At 75.8% G+C, this 16,004-nt stretch carries 16 protein-coding genes; 9 read left to right on the forward strand and 7 right to left on the reverse strand.

Translation table 11 applies throughout. The features are described 5' to 3' along the window. Window positions 1-22: 22 nt before the first annotated feature. Window positions 23-883 (reverse strand): dihydropteroate synthase, encoded by an 861-nt coding sequence (gene folP, locus ACHZ99_RS22330; protein WP_420306480.1) that lies wholly within the window; start codon window positions 881-883, stop codon window positions 23-25. A gap of 250 nt (window positions 884-1,133) precedes the next feature. Between folP and ACHZ99_RS22335 the strand changes: the two genes are divergently transcribed. After that, window positions 1,134-1,667: a DivIVA domain-containing protein gene (locus ACHZ99_RS22335; RefSeq protein WP_420306481.1), complete on the forward strand. Its 534-nt coding sequence runs from the start codon at window positions 1,134-1,136 to the stop codon at window positions 1,665-1,667. Between the two features lie 56 nt (window positions 1,668-1,723). Beyond that, window positions 1,724-2,281: a DNA-3-methyladenine glycosylase I gene (locus ACHZ99_RS22340; RefSeq protein ID WP_420306712.1), complete on the forward strand. Its 558-nt coding sequence runs from the start codon at window positions 1,724-1,726 to the stop codon at window positions 2,279-2,281. 432 nt (window positions 2,282-2,713) lie between these two features. On the opposite strand, the gene ACHZ99_RS22345 is transcribed toward ACHZ99_RS22340, so the two are convergent. After that, window positions 2,714-3,517, reverse strand: a complete 804-nt coding sequence (locus ACHZ99_RS22345) for an enoyl-CoA hydratase-related protein (RefSeq protein ID WP_420306482.1) — start codon at window positions 3,515-3,517, stop codon at window positions 2,714-2,716. A 344-nt stretch (window positions 3,518-3,861) separates the two neighbouring features. Here ACHZ99_RS22345 and ACHZ99_RS22350 point away from each other — a divergent pair, with 344 nt between their 5' ends. Then, complete coding sequence (locus ACHZ99_RS22350) at window positions 3,862-4,029, forward strand: DUF3117 domain-containing protein (RefSeq protein ID WP_018834979.1); 168 nt, start codon at window positions 3,862-3,864, stop codon at window positions 4,027-4,029. Window positions 4,030-4,150: 121 nt separating this feature from the next. Here the strand turns inward: ACHZ99_RS22350 and ACHZ99_RS22355 are convergent, their stop codons facing one another. Further along, on the reverse strand, window positions 4,151-4,726 hold the full coding sequence (locus ACHZ99_RS22355; protein WP_420306713.1) for an O-methyltransferase: 576 nt from the start codon (window positions 4,724-4,726) through the stop codon (window positions 4,151-4,153). 354 nt (window positions 4,727-5,080) lie between these two features. On the opposite strand from ACHZ99_RS22355, the gene sigE reads away from it, so the two are divergent. Further along, window positions 5,081-5,881, forward strand: coding sequence for an RNA polymerase sigma factor SigE (sigE, locus tag ACHZ99_RS22360; RefSeq protein ID WP_420306483.1), 801 nt, complete (start codon window positions 5,081-5,083; stop codon window positions 5,879-5,881). Then, window positions 5,878-6,825 (forward strand): anti-sigma factor family protein, encoded by a 948-nt coding sequence (locus ACHZ99_RS22365; protein WP_420306484.1) that lies wholly within the window; start codon window positions 5,878-5,880, stop codon window positions 6,823-6,825. The genes sigE and ACHZ99_RS22365 overlap by 4 nt, the downstream gene beginning before the upstream one ends. A gap of 1,276 nt (window positions 6,826-8,101) precedes the next feature. On the opposite strand, the gene ACHZ99_RS22370 is transcribed toward ACHZ99_RS22365, so the two are convergent. After that, a complete protein-coding gene (locus ACHZ99_RS22370) occupies window positions 8,102-8,503 on the reverse strand; it encodes a hypothetical protein (protein ID WP_420306485.1) in 402 nt (133 codons plus the stop codon). 372 nt (window positions 8,504-8,875) lie between these two features. Between ACHZ99_RS22370 and ACHZ99_RS22375 the strand changes: the two genes are divergently transcribed. The 3 genes from ACHZ99_RS22375 (at window position 8,876) to ACHZ99_RS22385 (ending at window position 12,043) form a co-directional block, all read left to right on the forward strand. Beyond that, window positions 8,876-10,594: a S1C family serine protease gene (locus ACHZ99_RS22375; RefSeq protein ID WP_420306714.1), complete on the forward strand. Its 1,719-nt coding sequence runs from the start codon at window positions 8,876-8,878 to the stop codon at window positions 10,592-10,594. Window positions 10,595-10,754: 160 nt separating this feature from the next. Beyond that, window positions 10,755-11,231: a sec-independent translocase gene (locus tag ACHZ99_RS22380; protein WP_420306715.1), complete on the forward strand. Its 477-nt coding sequence runs from the start codon at window positions 10,755-10,757 to the stop codon at window positions 11,229-11,231. Window positions 11,232-11,395: 164 nt separating this feature from the next. Continuing rightward, entirely contained in the window at window positions 11,396-12,043 is a 648-nt protein-coding gene (locus ACHZ99_RS22385; protein WP_420306486.1) for a hypothetical protein, read from the forward strand. 105 nt (window positions 12,044-12,148) lie between these two features. Here the strand turns inward: ACHZ99_RS22385 and ACHZ99_RS22390 are convergent, their stop codons facing one another. Further along, window positions 12,149-13,285 carry an Mrp/NBP35 family ATP-binding protein gene (locus ACHZ99_RS22390; RefSeq protein WP_420306487.1) on the reverse strand — a complete coding sequence of 379 codons (1,137 nt, stop codon included), beginning with the start codon at window positions 13,283-13,285 and terminating at the stop codon, window positions 12,149-12,151. A gap of 95 nt (window positions 13,286-13,380) precedes the next feature. Here ACHZ99_RS22390 and ACHZ99_RS22395 point away from each other — a divergent pair, with 95 nt between their 5' ends. After that, window positions 13,381-14,097, forward strand: coding sequence for a hypothetical protein (locus tag ACHZ99_RS22395; protein WP_420306716.1), 717 nt, complete (start codon window positions 13,381-13,383; stop codon window positions 14,095-14,097). A gap of 147 nt (window positions 14,098-14,244) precedes the next feature. On the opposite strand, the gene ACHZ99_RS22400 is transcribed toward ACHZ99_RS22395, so the two are convergent. Further along, complete coding sequence (locus ACHZ99_RS22400) at window positions 14,245-14,766, reverse strand: hypothetical protein (protein ID WP_420306488.1); 522 nt, start codon at window positions 14,764-14,766, stop codon at window positions 14,245-14,247. A gap of 68 nt (window positions 14,767-14,834) precedes the next feature. After that, a complete protein-coding gene (locus tag ACHZ99_RS22405) occupies window positions 14,835-15,944 on the reverse strand; it encodes a magnesium and cobalt transport protein CorA (RefSeq protein WP_420306489.1) in 1,110 nt (369 codons plus the stop codon). Window positions 15,945-16,004 lie beyond the last annotated feature (60 nt).

Genomic DNA, 16,004 nt, shown 5'->3' on the forward strand with positions numbered 1-16,004 from the left:
GCCCGGGCCGTACGGCGGGACGCTAGGCCAGCCCGCGCCGCGCGACCGCGGGCGGGCGGTGGCCCGCGATGGCCGCCACCATGTCCAGCACCTGCCGGGTCTCGGCCACCTCGTGCACCCGGTACACCTGCGCCCCCAGCCACGCCGAGACCGCCGTCGTGGCGAGCGTGCCGACCAGCCGCTCCTTGACCGGCCTGTCCAGCGTCTCGCCGACGAAGTCCTTGTTCGACAGCGAGACCAGGACCGGCCAGCCCGCCGCGGTCATCTCGCCGAGCCGGCGGGTGGCCTCCAGCGAGTGCCGGGTGTTCTTGCCGAAGTCGTGCCCCGGGTCGATCAGGATGCCGTCGCGGCGCACGCCCAGCTCCCGGGCCCGCTCCGCCAGCCCCAGGGTGACCCGCAGGATGTCGGCCATCACGTCCTCGTACGCGATGCGGTGCGGGCGGGTGCGCGGCCGCACGCCGCCCGCGTGGGTGCACACGAGCCCCGCGCCGTACCGGGCGGCCACCTCGGCGAGCCGCGGGTCGACGCCGCCCCAGGCGTCGTTCAGCAGGTCCGCGCCGGCCGTGCAGGCGGCCTCGGCGACCTCGTGGCGCCAGGTGTCGACGCTGATCACCACGTCGGGGTGGCGGCGGCGCACCTCGGCGATGAAGCCCGCCGTGCGGCGCACCTCCTCCGCTGCCGACACCTCCTCGCCGGGCCCGGCCTTCACCCCGCCGACGTCGATGATCGCCGCGCCCTCGGCGACGGCCTGCTCGACGCGGGCGAGCGCGGGCTCGTCGCGGAAGGTGGCGCCCTGGTCGTAGAAGGAGTCCGGGGTCCTGTTGACGATCGCCATGATCACCGGCTCGTGCGCGGCGAAAGTGCGCGACCCCAGTCGCAGCATGCTGCCTCCTTAGACGCCCACCGGGACGGCGGCCCGGGCTCCTCCAGCGACCTTAGCCCGCGGGCGCGGCGCGGTGCCGGGCGATGCGGCGCGATGCCGTGCGGTGCGGCGGACCTGGTGCGGTGCGGGCCCGGGGTGCGGGAGCCGGGGATCCGGGGGCTGTCACAGGGCCCGGCTAAGGTGGGGCGCAGCCACCCGGCGTACCGGGCGCGGCCTCGGCGCGCGCCCCGGCTGTCCACGGGGAGACATCGTGTTCTGGTTCATGCTCATCGCCATGGTCGTGGTCGTCGCCGCGGTCACCGTCGTGCTGGCGGGCAACGGCGAGGAGGAACTGACGGAGCCGCGGCCCGACCGGTTCCACGACCCGCTGCCCGCCGACCGCCCGATCGGCCGCGCCGACATCGACGGCCTGCGGCTGCCGGTCGCCCCCCGGGGGTACCGGATGGCGGACGTGGACGACGCGCTGGACCGCGTCGCCGCCGAGCTGGCGGAGCGGGACGCCCGCATCGCGGAGCTGGAGGCGGCGCTGGCGGGGGCGCACGCGGCGGCGTACCGCGGCGGCCCGGCGGGACCGCCGGAGTACGAGGACGCGCCGCCGCCCGGGCCCGCGGACTACCGCGGACCGGGCTTCGGCGGCGCGCGCGACCTGGGCGGCCTGGACTTCGGCGGCCGGAGCCCGGGCGGCCCGGATCCCGGCGGGCGCGACCTCGGCGGCCCGGGCCCGGGCGGGCCGGGGCCGGACAGCGGGGCGGACCCGCGCGGCGGTCTGGGCGGGCGGCCGTGAGCGCCGCCGGCGGGGCCGTGGCCGGGCCCGACGGGCTGCTGCGCTGCCCCTGGGGGATGTCCGCCGAGGACTACGTCGCGTACCACGACGACGAGTGGGGCCGGCCCGTGCACGGCGACGACGCGCTCTTCGAGCGGCTGTCGCTGGAGGCGTTCCAGTCCGGGCTGTCCTGGCTGACGATCCTGCGCCGCCGCGAGGGCTTCCGCGCCGCCTTCGCCGGCTTCGAGATCGCCGCGGTGGCCGAGTTCGGAGCCGATGACGAGCGGCGGCTCCTCGCCGACACCGGCATCATCCGCAACCGGCTGAAGGTGCAGGCCACCCTCGCCAACGCCCGCACCCTCGCCGCCTGGGCCCCGGGCGAGCTGGACGCCCTGATCTGGTCGTACGCCCCGGACCCCGCCGGCCGCCCGGCGCCGCGCACGCTCGCGGACGTACCCGCCGTGACGCCGGAGTCCACGGCGCTGGCCAAGGAGCTGAAGCGGCGCGGCGTGCGGTTCGTCGGGCCGACGACGGCGTACGCGCTGATGCAGGCCTGCGGCCTGGTCGACGACCACCTCGCGGACTGCCACGTGACCCCTGCCGGGAAGGCCCGCGGTGACGGGGGCACCACCTGACCGCAGGGCGGAGCCGAGCACGGGCGGGCGGCGCCGTGCGGTGCGTGCCCCGCGCCCGGACCAGTGGCGGGGCACGCCTCCCGGCGGGGGTACCGGGCCCGGTCCGGCGCGGGCCCGGGAGGTCGCTGGCACGTCGTGTCCGGTGCGGTCGCGGCGGGGCTGCCGGGTACCTGCCCCGGACACGCCACCCGGCACCGCCCGGTCCGCCGCCGCCCGCGCGGCACGGCCGGCGGCGCACGTGTCCGTGTGGGGCCGGGCGGGTCGGGATCCTTCGGGTGTGCCCGGTGCCGGGGCGGTGCGTGCCCAGCGCCCCGTCCCGTCCGCCCCGCCCGGCGGGCGCCGCGTGCGTGCCCCGCACACGCCACCTGGTGCCACCCGCCGCTCGCCCCGCCGAGGCCCGCCCCGGTCCGCAATGGCCCGCCCGGCGAGGGCCTAGCGGCCCGTGAAGCGCGGCTCCTCCTTCGCCACGAACGCCTCCACCGCGATCCTGTGGTCCTCCGACGCCCCCGCCCGGGACTGCAGCTCCGCCTCCCGCTCCAGCGTCTCCGCCAGCCCGTGCTCCGCCCCGTACGCCAGCGACTCCTTGATCGCCGCGTACGCCCCCGTCGGCCCCGCCGCGAGCCGGCGGGCCACCGCCTGCGCCTCGGCGGCCAGGTCCGCCGCCGGGACGACGACGTTTGCGAGGCCCAGCGCCAGCGCCTCGTCCGCGCCGATCCGGCGCGGGAATATCAGCAGGTCGGCGGCGCGGCCGTGGCCGACGAGCCGGGGGAGGGTCCACGAGACGCCGGAGTCGGCGGTGAGCGCGACGCCCGCGAAGGAGGTGTTGAAGGACGCGCTGTCGGCCACCACCCGGTAGTCGGCGGCGAAGGCGAACCCCGCGCCCGCCCCCGCGGCCACCCCGTTCACCCCCGCGACCACCGGCTTCGGCATCCCGGCGAGGGTGGCGGCGATGGGGTTGTAGTGCTCCGCGACGGTGTCCATCGCGTGGTCCGTGCGCTGCGCGGCCCGGGCCGCGGCCAGGGTGCCGATGTGCTCCTTGAGGTCCTGCCCCACGCAGAACGCCCGCCCGGCGCCGGTGAGCAGGACGGCCCGTACGGCGGCGTCGTCCGCGGCCCGCCGCAGGGTGTCGCGGAGGGCCGCCTTGGTGTCGGTGTCGAGGGCGTTCATCGCGTCCGGGCGGTTGAGGGTGACGGTCGCGAGCCCGTCGGCGACCTCGTACAGCACGGTGTCCGCCATGTTCTTCCCTTCGCTCCGCCCCCTTCGGTGACCGGGGGCTGTGCCGCGTCTCGTCCGGTGCCGTCAGCATGGCGGAGATCACCGCTCCGCGACATGTGACGTGCGTCAAATAGAAACGCGGCGCGCCCCGCCTGGGAAGGGCGCAGTATCGCATCCCTCTGGCGGGAATTGGGGGGTTTTGCGGTCGGACGTCGTCGAGAGGATGCGGACCGATGTTGGTCATCAGGACCGGCAATGCGGGATAATGGGCGAGAAGCACTGTGTTCGATGCCGGTGGCGACGAGCCTGTCCACGGGCCGTCGCGGCTTCTCAACGAAGAGCTGGTTTCAGGAAGGGGAACGAGCATGGCGGCCATGAAGCCGCGGACGGGCGACGGCCCGCTCGAGGTGACCAAGGAGGGGCGGGGCATCGTCATGCGCGTTCCGCTCGAAGGCGGCGGGCGGCTCGTCGTCGAGCTGACCCCCGATGAAGCCGACGCGCTCGGCGACGCCCTGAAGAAGGTCGTCAGCTAGTCGGACCGAGGTCCGGAAGAACCCTGTATGCGCCCCGGCCACGCGGTGGCCGGGGCGGATCGGCCTCCGGCCCCGTCCCGCGGCCGGGGCCCACCCTCCGCGGCACCGTCGCCACGCGCCGTCACGCGTCGCGCTTCACGGCGCACAGCAGCCCGTCCCCCACCGGCAGCAGCGCGGGCATCAGCGCCGGGCTCTCCTTCACCGAGCGCAGCAGCTCGCGGAGTTTCTGCACCTCGTCGGGCTGGGCCGCCGAGTCCACCGTGCGGCCGTCGGCGAAGACCCCCTCGAAGCAGACGACGCCCCCGGGGCGCAGCAGGCGCAACGATTCGCCCAGATACTCCAGGCACTCCAGCGGGTCGCCGTCGCAGAACACCATGTCGTACGAACCGTCCGCCAGCCGCGGCAGCACGTCCAGCGCCCGGCCGACGATGATCCGCGCCCGGTTCGCGGCGAACCCCGCCGCCCGGAAGGCCTGGCGGGCGAACTGCTGCCGCTCCGGCTCCGGGTCCACGGTGGTCAGCACCCCGCCGGGGCGCATGCCCTGGAGCAGGTGGATGCCGGAGACCCCGGTGCCGGTGCCGATCTCGACCACCGCCTTCGCGCCCGCCGTCGCCGCCAGCAGCCGCAGCGCGGCCCCGGCGCCCGCCGACACCTGGCGCAGCCCCGACTCCAGGGCCCGCTGCCGCGCCCAGTGCAGCGCCGCCGTCGCCGAGCCCTGCGCACGCGTCGAACCCGCCGGGTCGCGCGGGGTCGCCCCGTCCCGGCCGCTGTCGGCGTCCGCGGCACCGTCCGTGCCGTACGCCTCCGCGAACGACCAGCTCGCCAGCCGGTTGCCGGTAATCGCCTTCTCCTGTTCCCCGTTGGCACCTGCACCTGCATCCGTCGCAAGCGTGACTGTATCCGCTGCGTCCGGGAACCTGCGGGCCGGACCGTGCGTTGGGGGAGACGGAAGTGATACGGACGAGGTAAGGATGCCGGCGGGGATGGTTCCGCTGAATGCGGGAAAATACCGGTCGGAAGAGCTTATCCGGAGCTAACGGGCGAGGTGGATATGGTAGGGGGCCTACTGGACACCACCAGAGCCACCAGGGGAGGTGCGGCCGCGTCCGGCGACCAGGGCGTCCTGCGGCGATTCCGCCGGGGGACACAGGCACCGGATGAGCCGAAATCCGTGACCGACAATGCTGACGACCGCAGCCACGCCACCGACACCGTGACCGTTGCCGGATTCTCCGCGTTCCCGGCCGACGACGCGTCGTCCAAGGGGTGGACTCCGCCTTCGTGGGAGGAGATCGTCAGCACCCACAGCGCTCGCGTCTACCGGCTCGCCTATCGCCTCACCGGGAACCGGCACGACGCCGAGGACCTCACCCAGGAGGTCTTCATCCGCGTCTTCCGGTCGCTGTCGACGTACACCCCGGGGACCTTCGAGGGCTGGCTGCACCGCATCACCACGAACCTCTTCCTCGACCAGGTGCGGCGCAAGCAGCGCATCCGGTTCGACGCGCTCGGCGACGACGCCGCCGAGCGGCTGCCGAGCCGCGAGCCGTCGCCGCAGCAGCACTTCAACGACACGCACTTCGACGCCGACGTCCAGCACGCGCTGGACACCCTCGCGCCCGAGTTCCGGGCAGCGGTGGTGCTGTGCGACATCGAGGGCCTGTCGTACGAGGAGATCGCCGCCACCCTGGGCGTCAAGCTGGGCACGGTCCGCAGCCGGATCCACCGCGGCCGCTCCCACCTGCGCAAGGCGCTCAAGCACCGCTCCCCGGAGGCGAGGGCCGAGCAGCGCTCGCTCGCCGGCGCGGGGCAGGGCGCCCACGGCTCGGACGAGGAGGGCGGAACGCTGTGAGCAGCGTGGGCGGTCTGTCGCCCGCCGAGCAGCACCTGGGCGAAGCGCTGGCGGCGCTGGTCGACGGGGAGCTGCCGCACGACGCACGCGATCGTGTGCTGGCGCATCTCGCGACATGTCCCCGGTGCAAGGCGGAGGCCGACGAGCAGCGTCGGCTCAAGAGCGTTTTCTCCGCCGCCGCGCCGCCGCCGCCCTCGGACGGGCTGCTGGCCCGCCTTGAGAACCTGCCGGGTGTCGACCTCGACAGCCTCGACGGCGCGGCCCGCCGCTCGCCGTTCGCGGACGGGGAGCCCGGCGGTGCCCGCACGGGCGGCCGCGCCGGCGGCGCCCGCGCGCCGCGGACCGGCGGCTTCGGCGGCCGGCGCGACGCGGGACCGCGGCCCCGGCCCGGGCTGACACCGGCGGGCGCGGGTGCCGGTGCGGCCCGTAGCAGACCGGGCGGCAGCGTCCTCGACGGCGGCCTGCTGGACGGCGGCGGCGTCCTCGACGGCGGCGTCCTCGACGGCGGCCCGGGGTTCCCCATCCACGAGGTCGACCGGCCGGCCGTCGCCCGCGGGCGGCGCTTCGCGTTCGCCGCCGCCGGCGCGGTCTCCTTCGCCGCCCTCGCCCTCGGCGGCGCGCTGCCCATCGAGGCGGCCGTCGACCCCGCCGGCTCCCCGGCCGTCACCCCCGGCGACCGCGGCGTGCCCGCGCGCTACTCGTACGACCCCCAGCTCTCCACCTCCGGCGGCGCGCAGGACACCGGCGGGGTGCAGCCCTACTCCCCGCAGAGCGGGCTGCAGATGGCCGCCTCCGCGACGGCGGCGTCGACCGCGACGCCACAGCCGCCGCTGCTGTCGGTGGTCGCCGTCACCAAGCCGTCGACGGCCGCACCGCCCGCGCAGCCCGCACCACCCGCGCCGAAAACCGCGCTGAGCGGGATGAACACCCCACCCCCGCGGTGACGGCCCACAGGGCCCGGTGACCGTCGCCCCCGGGGCGATGCGCCGGACCGCATGCACCTGGTTGAATCGCAAGGGCCTGCCCGGCGGGTGAGCAACAGACGCGGGCCGCCACGACGGTCCGAGACCAGTCGCATGCGGAACGTGTGGGGAGAACATGGACCAGGGGAAGCCGAGTTGGTGGAGGCAGGAGCCCGGCGAGTCTCCGCGCGAGGCCGAATCGGACACCGCCGGACCGCCCACCGACTCCGACGCCTCCGCGCAGCAGACCACCCCGGCGGCCCCGCCGGACGACGCGGGTCCGCCACCGGGATACGACCCGGAGGTGGACCAGCTGCGCCGGGTACGGCAGGCGCTGCGGGAGTGGCGCGACGGGGAGGACGAGTACCACAGGGAGCGGAGCCGCTCGGCGGAGTCCCCTGCGGGGGGCGCGGCGGGTGCGTCGGGCGAGGCGACGGTGGAGTCTGCGGCGCCGGGCGCGGGTGTGCCTGCGGCGCGGGATGCGGAGTCCGGCGGGCCGGGCGCGGGGGCGTTGCCGACGCGGGCGCCGGGTGCGGAGTCCCCTGCGGGGGGCGCGGCCGGCTCGGCGGGCTCGTGGGGCGGTGCCCCGGAGGCCGACGAGGCCGTGGTGGAGTCTGCGGCGCCGGGGGCGGGTGTGCCTGCGGCGCGGGATGCGGAGTCCGGCGGGCCGGGCGCGGGTGCGGGGGCGTTGCCGACGCGGGCGCCGGGTGCGGAGTCCCCTGCGGGGGGCGCGGCCGGCTCGGCGGATGCGTGGGGCGGTGCCCCGGAGGCCGACGAGGCCGTGGTGGAGTCTGCGGCGCCGGGCGCGGGTGCGCCAGCGGCGCCGGATGCGGTCGAGTCCCCGGCTGCGGACCCGGGGGTGCCCCCGGCGGGGGCCGCGGCCGCCTCGGCGGACGCCCCGGGCTCCGGGAGCGACACGGACGCGGTGACGGACGTGAGCGGCGGGTCGGCGGCGCCGTCCCGGGATGACGCCGCCGCGGGCGGCGCGGACGCGGACGCCGTGGACGCGCGGCCCTGGGAGGCCGGTGTACGGCCGTATCAGGGCGCCGGGGAGACCGGGGAGGGTGGCCCACCGGGCGGCAGGGGCATACCCGCCGCGGTGTCCGCCGTAGCGGGCGCCCGGGCAGGCCGGGCCGCCCTGCCCCCACGCGACGCGCAGACCCCCGACGCCGAGCCCGTGGGCACGCCCCAGGACGCCGCGCGCCCGGCACCGCCGGACGAGTCCGCGCCCGCCGCCCGTACGCCCGCCTCGGGCCCGTCAGAGCCCGGGCAGGGCGCCGCGGGGCAGGCGGTCGGCGGTGAGGAGCCCGGCCGGGCGGCCGGGGCTGCGCCGACCGGGGCGGGTTCCGTCGATTCGGGCGCTCCCGGGGAGCGTCCGCAGACTGGTGGCTCCGCGCTGGGCGGTGAGTGGTCCGCTGCTGCGGGTGGCCGTGAGGCCGACGTGGACGAGGGCGCCGGGGCGGCGCCGGCGGGTCATGTGGGCGGTGAGGAGCCTGGCCGGGCGGCCGGGGCGGGTTCCGTCGATTCCGGCGCTCCCGGCGCTGTGCCCGGGCAGGGCCCGCAGAGGGGCGGCTCCGTGTCGGGCGGTGAGTGGTCCGGTGCTGCGGGTGGCCGTGAGGTCGACGCGGACGAGGGTGCCGGGGCGGCGCCGGCGGGTCATGTGGGCGGTGAGGAGCCTGGCCGGGCGGCCGGGGCGGGTTCCGTCGATTCCGGCGCTCCCGGCGCTGTGCCCGGGCAGGGCCCGCAGAGGGGCGGCTCCGTGTCGGGCGGTGAGTGGTCCGCTGCTGCGGGTGGCCGTGAGGCCGACGCGGACGAGGGCGCCGGGGCGGCGCCGGCGGGCCATGTCGGCGGTGAGGAGCCTGGCGACGACTCCGGCGCCGTGCCCTCGGCACCGGCTCGCCGCGACGTTGCCGCACCCGGGGCTGACGCCCCCTCCGCGCAGTCCGGCACCGCGCACGCGGACCCCGCCGGGGCCGGGCCGCCGGCGAACCGGGATCCCGTCGAGGACGACGACACCACCCAGCTCGCCGTCATCTCCGACGCCACCCCGCCGCCCGGCGGCGACGTTCCCGGCCCCCGTCGGGCCCCGGGCCCCGCCGCGGCGGCCGGGGGCGGCGAGAGCGACGTACCGGGGCCGCCCGCGGCCGGGGACATCCGGCACCCCGGGCCCGGCCCGCAGGGGCGCCCGCACGGGCCCGAGGCGCCCGGGGCGCCCGAGGCACGGCGCCCCGCGCCCGGCGCCCCCGCGCCCGGGGCCGCGCACGGCGCGCCCCCGCCCCGGACGCCCGGCGGCGCGCCCGCGCCCGGCGTACCCGCACCCGCGCCCGGCGCTCCCGCACCCGCGCCCGGCGCTCCCGCGTCCGCGCCCGGCGCTCCCGCGTCCGGCGGCGATCGCGCCGCGCACGGGCGCCACGCCGCCCACGGTGGGCACGCGCCGCCCGCCCACGGCGCCGCCCCGCACGGCGGCGGGCCCGGCGGGCCCCCGCCCGGCTCGTACACCTCCGGCCCCTACGGGCACCCGCAGGGTGCCCCGCCCGGCGCCGCCCAGGGCGCCCCCCAGGGGCCCGTGCGCTACGACCCCTGGGCCCCCGCGCACGCCGCCCACGCGGCGAGCGCGCCCGAGCGGCGCAGGGGGCGGGCGGCCGTTCTCGTCGGCGCGCTCCTCATCGCGCTCGTAGCCGGCGGCATCGGCGGTGCCCTCGGCAGCTACATCGAGCGCAACGGCACCACCGGCCAGGTGGAGCTGGACCAGTCGGCCGCCGGTGACGGCGGCGGCAAGCGCCCGCCCGGCAGCGTCGCGGGGATCGCCCGGTCCGCGCTGCCGGGGGTGGTCACGCTGCGCGTCAGCGGGCTCTCCGAGCAGAGCACCGGCACCGGCTTCGTCCTCGACCGGCGCGGCCACATCCTCACCAACAACCACGTCGTGCAGCCCGCGGAGGACGGCGGCGACATCACGGTGACGTTCAGCGGCGGCGAGTCGAAGACCGCCGAGGTCGTCGGCGGCGACTCCGGGTACGACCTCGCGGTCGTCCGCGTCAAGGGTGTTTCCGGGCTGAAGCCGCTGCCTCTCGGCAACTCCCGCTCCGTCGCCGTCGGCGACCCCGTCGTCGCCATCGGGGCGCCGTACGACCTGCCCAACACCGTCACCTCCGGGATCATCAGCGCCAAGGAGCGCCCCATCACCGCCGGCGGTGAGCAGGGCGACGGCAGCGACATCTCGTACGTCAACGCCCTGCAGACCGACGCCCCGATCAACCCCGGCAACTCCGGCGGCCCGCTCCTCGACTCCGAGGGCCGCGTGATCGGCATCAACAGCGCCATCCGCGGCGCCGGCGACGGCAGCGGCGCCCCGCAGGGCGAGCAGGGCGGCAGCATCGGCCTCGGCTTCGCCATTCCGGTCAACAAGGGCGCGGAGGTCGCCGAGGAGCTGATCAACACCGGCAAGGCCACCCACCCCGTCATCGGCGTGACGCTCAACATGCAGTACGCCGGCGACGGCGCCCAGGTCGGCACCGCCGCGGTGGAGGGCGGCACCGAGCCGGTCACCCCGGGCGGCCCGGCCGACGCCGCGGGCATCGAGCCGGGGGACGTGATCACCGGGGTGGACGGCGAAGCGGTGCACAGCGGCGAGGAGTTGATCGTCAAGGTCCGCAGCCGCAGTCCCGGCGAGGACCTGAGCCTGACCATCGAGCGTGACGGGGAGGAGCTGACCGTCGACGTCACCCTCGGCGAGAGCGAGTCGACGGGCTGAAAGGCGCCAAAGGCCCGCAAACACCGCACCGGCCGCGGGCGGACCAGTCCACCGCGGCCGATGCGGTACTCCCGGTGGGGCGGGGTCGGCAGGTACCGTGAGAGGCGCCCGGACCTGCCGGCAGCGGGCCGACGACGGACAGGACAGCAAGGAGTGCCAGGTGTTCTTCGACATAGGACCCCTAGAGCTGATCGCTCTCATCATCCTGGCCACGATCGTCTTCGGCCCCGACAAGCTGCCCAAGGTCATCCAGGACACGATGCGGTTCGTCCGCAAGGTCCGGGAGTTCTCCGACGGTGCCAAGGAGGACATCCGCAAGGAACTGGGCCCGGAGTTCAAGGACTTCGAGTTCGAGGACCTGAACCCGAAGAACTTCGCCAAGAAGCACCTGCTCGACACCGATGACCTGGGTCTGAAGGAGATCCGTAACGGCTTCGACCTCAAGAAGGAGGTCGACGAGATCGGCGAGGCGGCGCGCACCGTCGGGGACATCGAGGACGACGCCCCCGCGGCCGGCAAGCGCATGAGCCTGACGAAGGACGGCGGCAGCGGCGGCGACAGCAAGGGCGACCCCGCAGGTGAGGCCAAGGGCACGGCCACCGCCGAGCGCCCCCCGTACGACTCGGACGCCACCTGATCGGCTCACATATCAGACCACCTGCCTGTCCTAGCGTATGCAGGTGGATATCCTCCCGTGTGTCTGGGTGAGCGCCCGGCATGCGGTGTGCCAGGCGGGGCGTGCGCCCCGGCGGGGGGCGACCGCCGACTGACAGGTCCAGGCCACGAGGAGGCACCACGCTGATGGAGATGACGAGCGAGGCGGAGCCCGGGGGGACGGTTCAGGATTCCGAGCCACGCCTGGTGGACAGCTTTCTGCGGGCTTCTTTCCCCTGGTACGGGCTGGACGGCGCGTTCGCGGGCCCGCGCTGGCTGCAGTCCACCGGGGGCGGCGACGGCGGCGTGGAGCACGGCACGGTGGGCCACGGGGACATGCCCTCGTACCTCGCCGAGGCCGGCATGCGCGACCACCGCTTCGCGGTGGTCGTGACCGTCGCGAGCCGCCCCGTGCGGCGCAGCGCGGACGGCACCGGGGTGCTGGAGGCGACGTCCGTGTCGTCCGCGGCCTGGCTGGCGGGCTCCGGGCTGCTGTCGTGCACCTGGCCGACCCAGATGGAGCGGCAGATGCGCGAGGAGTGGCTGGACCAGCAGACGTCGGTGGCCTGGGAACTGGCCGACGACCTGGAGGGGCCCGGCTGGTCGGCGCTGTCGCTGCCGGTGGACGGCGAGGCGGCGCAGTTCCACTACCGGGAGTCGGAGTTCGGCTGGGTGCTGGCCGGGACGACGCCGAACCAGGTGCACCTGGGCGCGTACGGGCGCGGCATGAGCGCGTACGGGCTCGCGTTCTCGGTGATCAAGGACATCACGACGTACGAGGACCGCCGGGGGTAGCCGCACCCGGCGGTCCGGGGCGCGGATCGCGTACGGGCCGCGCCCCCGCGCCCCCGCGCCCCTGCCCGCTGCCGCACGCCCCGGCGCGCGGACCGGCGGGGCGGCTCAGAACTTGTTGCGCGGCGTGACGCCCAGCGCCATCCCCGCGAGCCCCCGCGGCCGCCCGCCCAGCTGCGCCGCGATGTCGCGCAGCGCCGTACCCGACGGGGAGTCCGGGTCGGTCAGGACGACCGGCTTGCCCTCGTCGCCGCCGGCCCGCAGCGTCACGTCGATCGGGATCGCGCCGAGCACCGGCACCTCCGCGCCCGTCGTGCGCGTCAGCCCCTCGGCGACCTGCTTGCCGCCGCCCGTGCCGAAGACGTCGACCATCTCGCCGCAGTGCGGGCACGGCAGGCCCGACATGTTCTCCACCACGCCGACGATCTTCTGGTGGGTCTGCACGGCGATCGCGCCGGCCCGCTCGGCGACCTCGGCGGCGGCCTGCTGCGGCGTGGTGACGACGAGGATCTCGGCGTTCGGCACCAGCTGCGCGACGGAGATCGCGATGTCGCCGGTGCCCGGGGGGAGGTCGAGGAGCAGCACGTCGAGGTCGCCCCAGTAGACGTCCGCGAGGAACTGCTGGAGCGCGCGGTGCAGCATCGGGCCGCGCCACACGACCGGCGCGTTGCCGGGCGTGAACATCCCGATGGAGATGACCTTCACGTCGTGCGCCGTCGGGGGCATGATCATGTCCTCGACCTGGGTGGGTGCGGCGTCCGTGCCGAGCATGCGGGGCACGGAGTGGCCGTAGATGTCGGCGTCGGCGACGCCCACCTTCAGCCCGTCGGCCGCCATCGCCGCCGCCAGGTTGACCGTCACCGACGACTTGCCGACGCCGCCCTTGCCGGACGCCACCGCGTACACCCGGGTGAGCGAGCCGGGCTGGGCGAAGGTGATCTCGCGCTCCGCCTTGCCGTCGCGCAGGGACGCGGCGAGCGCCTTGCGTTGCTCGTCGCTCATCACGTCCAGCTCGACGGTGACGGACGTCACACCGGCGACCTTCTCGACCGCGTCGGTGACCCGCGAGGTGATCGTGTCCCGCATCGGACAGCCGGCGACGGTCAGGAAGATCCCGACGGCGACGGTGCCGTCTGTCCCGATGTCGACCGACTTGACCATGCCGAGGTCGGTGATCGGCCGGTGGATCTCCGGATCGTTCACCGTCGCGAGCGCGGCGCGCACCGCCTCATCTGTGACAGCCATGGCACCAGCGTACGGCCGAGTGCCACGGGTGGGGAAAGGCAGGTACCCGGGCGCCCGGTACGCTGCCGCACGTGATGAGGAGATCGGCCTTCCGGATAGCGCTGCTCGCTGTCTCCGCCGCCCTTCTCGCGGGCTGTGCCGAGGACGGTCCGGAGGCGGGCGAGAACGGCGTCGGGAAGCTCTCCCCCGAGCGCATCAGGGCCAAGGCGGAGCGGGCGGCGGCGGGCGCGAGTTCGGTGCGGCTCGCGGGCACGCTGGTGAGCAACGGCGAACCGGTCAAGCTGGACATGAGGCTGTCGTCGGCCGGCGGGGTCGGCGAAGTGGCCACCGGGGGCACGCGGTTCTCGCTGCTGCGCGACGAGAAGGACCTGTACCTGAAGGCCGGCGACGACTTCTGGCTGCACCAGGACGAGGGCAAGGGCGGCGGCAAGCCCTCGGACGCGGACGTCGCGGCGGCGCAGAAGCTCGACGGCAAATACGTGAAGGTGCCGCCCAAGGACGCCGCGTACCAGCAGCTCAGCGGCTTCACCGAGATGAAGGTGCTGCTCGACGGGCTGCTGAAGTTCGAGGGCGAGCTGGCCGCCGAGGAGAACGGCGAGGTCGACGGCTTCACCACGATCCGGGTGACGGCCGCGGGCGGCGCGGGCGGCGCGCTGGAGGTGGCCCTGGAGGGGCGGCCGTACCCGCTGCTGGTGGAGCGGGCGGGGAACGCGGGCCAGCTGCGGCTGCTGGACTGGGACGAGGAGTTCGAGGTCAACGCCCCGCGCAAGGAGGACGTCGTGGACTACGGGAAAAAGATCTCGGCGAGCTGACCGGCCGGGGCACCGTCCGCCGCCTTCGTTTCGTACGGCCCACGAACCCGCGGGCCTGCGAAACCCATGGAGCCGCGAAACCCGCGGGGCTACGAAACCCGCGGAGCTACGGGCCTACGGCCCGCGCCCCCCGCGTCGCGGATCCGCTCAGCCGCGCCGCCGCCGCCGGAACAGCAGCCGCGGCAGCGCCGCCGGCGCCGGCCGCCGGGTCGTCGCCGGGGTCGCCGGCGGCGGGGCGGTCAGCGAACCGGCGGGCAGCGCCGCCCCGGTGGCCGCTTCGCCGTCCCGCACCAGCCGCAGCACCCGGCTCTCCCGCGCCCACCGCTCGGGGACGCGGTCGGCGTCCACGGCGTTGAGCCGCTTGCCCTTCAGCTCGTCCACCGCCGCCCGCCACGCCTCGCTCTCCGGCGCCAGCTCGGTCACCCGCGCCGGCCAGGCGACCAGCCGGCCGCCCTTGTCCTTGCTCCGCGCGAGGACCGTCACCCGCGCCCCGTCGGCGAGCCCGAGCCCGTCGAGCGGCTGCTCGTCCGGGCCGTCGCCGACGAGGGTGACGGCGCCGTCGTGCCAGACGTGCCACAGCGCGCGCTGCGCGCCGTCGGGGCCCTCGATCCAGACGAGCCCGGACTTCTTGGCGGCCTCTTCGGCGAGGGCGGCGGCGATCGGCTCCATGGGGCACGAGGGTAGCCGCCGGACCCCGGCCCCGTACCGCCGCGGCGAGGGCCGGGGAGCGGCGGGCCCTACAGCCAGCCGTTGCGGCGGAAGCCGCGGTGCATGGCCAGGCAGATGGCGAGGATCACCGCGACCACGGTGGGGTAGCCGTACTCCCAGGTGGTCTCCGGCATGTGGTCGAAGTTCATGCCGTAGATCCCGGCGATCATCGTCGGGACCGCGAAGATCGCCGCCCAGGACGTGATCTTCCGCATGTCCTCGTTCTGCGCGACGGTGGCCTGCGCCAGGTTGGCCTGGAGGATGGAGTTGAGCAGCTCGTCGAAGCCGGCCACCTGCTCGTGTACGCGCGCCACGTGGTCCGCGACGTCCCGGAAGTACTTCTGGATCTCCGGCTCGACGAACCTCGTCGGCCGCTCGGAGAGCTGCTGCATCGGCCGCATGAGCGGCGCCACCGCCCGCTTGAACTCCAGCACCTCCCGCTTGAGCTGGTACACCCGGCCCGCGTCGCTGCCCCGCCCGCTGCGGCCGTCGCTCGGTGAGAAGACGTCGATCTCGACCTCGTCGATGTCCTCCTGGACGGCGTTCGCCACGGCGAGGTAGCCGTCGACGATCTGGTCGGCGATGGCGTGCAGCACCGCGGACGGGCCGGTGGCCAGCAGCTCCTGGTCCTGCTCCAGCCGGGCGCGCAGCGCCCGCAGCGAGCCCTGGCCGCCGTGCCGGACGGTGATGATGAAGTCCTGGCCGGTGAAGCACATCACCTCGCCGGTCTCCACCACCTCGCTGGTGGCGGTGAGTTCGGCGTGGCCGACGTAGTGGATGGTCTTGAAGACGGTGAACAGCGAGTCCTCGTACGGCTCCAGCTTGGGCCGCTGGTGCGCGTCGATCGCGTCCTCGACGGCCAGCGGGTGCAGGCCGAACTCCTCGGCGATGCCGGCGAACTCGCGCTCCGTCGGCTCGTGCAGCCCGATCCAGACGAACCCGCCCTCGGCGCGCACCCGGCGCATCGCCTGGGCGGGGGAGAGCCGTTCGCTGGTGCGCCGGCCGCCGCGGTAGACGGCGCAGTCGACGACGGCGGTGCCGGCGGCGTGGTCGCGGGCGGGGTCGTAGCCGTGGGCGGACGGGCCCCGGCGCCTGCGGGCGGGACGGACGACGGCTTGCAGGTCGCGGATCATCGACATGGGCGAACTCCTTCACGCTCCTGCCGGGCGCGGGTCAACGCTGCCGGGAATGGGGATCTA

Source organism: Streptomyces sp. MAR4 CNX-425, from assembly GCF_048656465.1.
Lineage (GTDB): Bacteria > Actinomycetota > Actinomycetes > Streptomycetales > Streptomycetaceae > Streptomyces.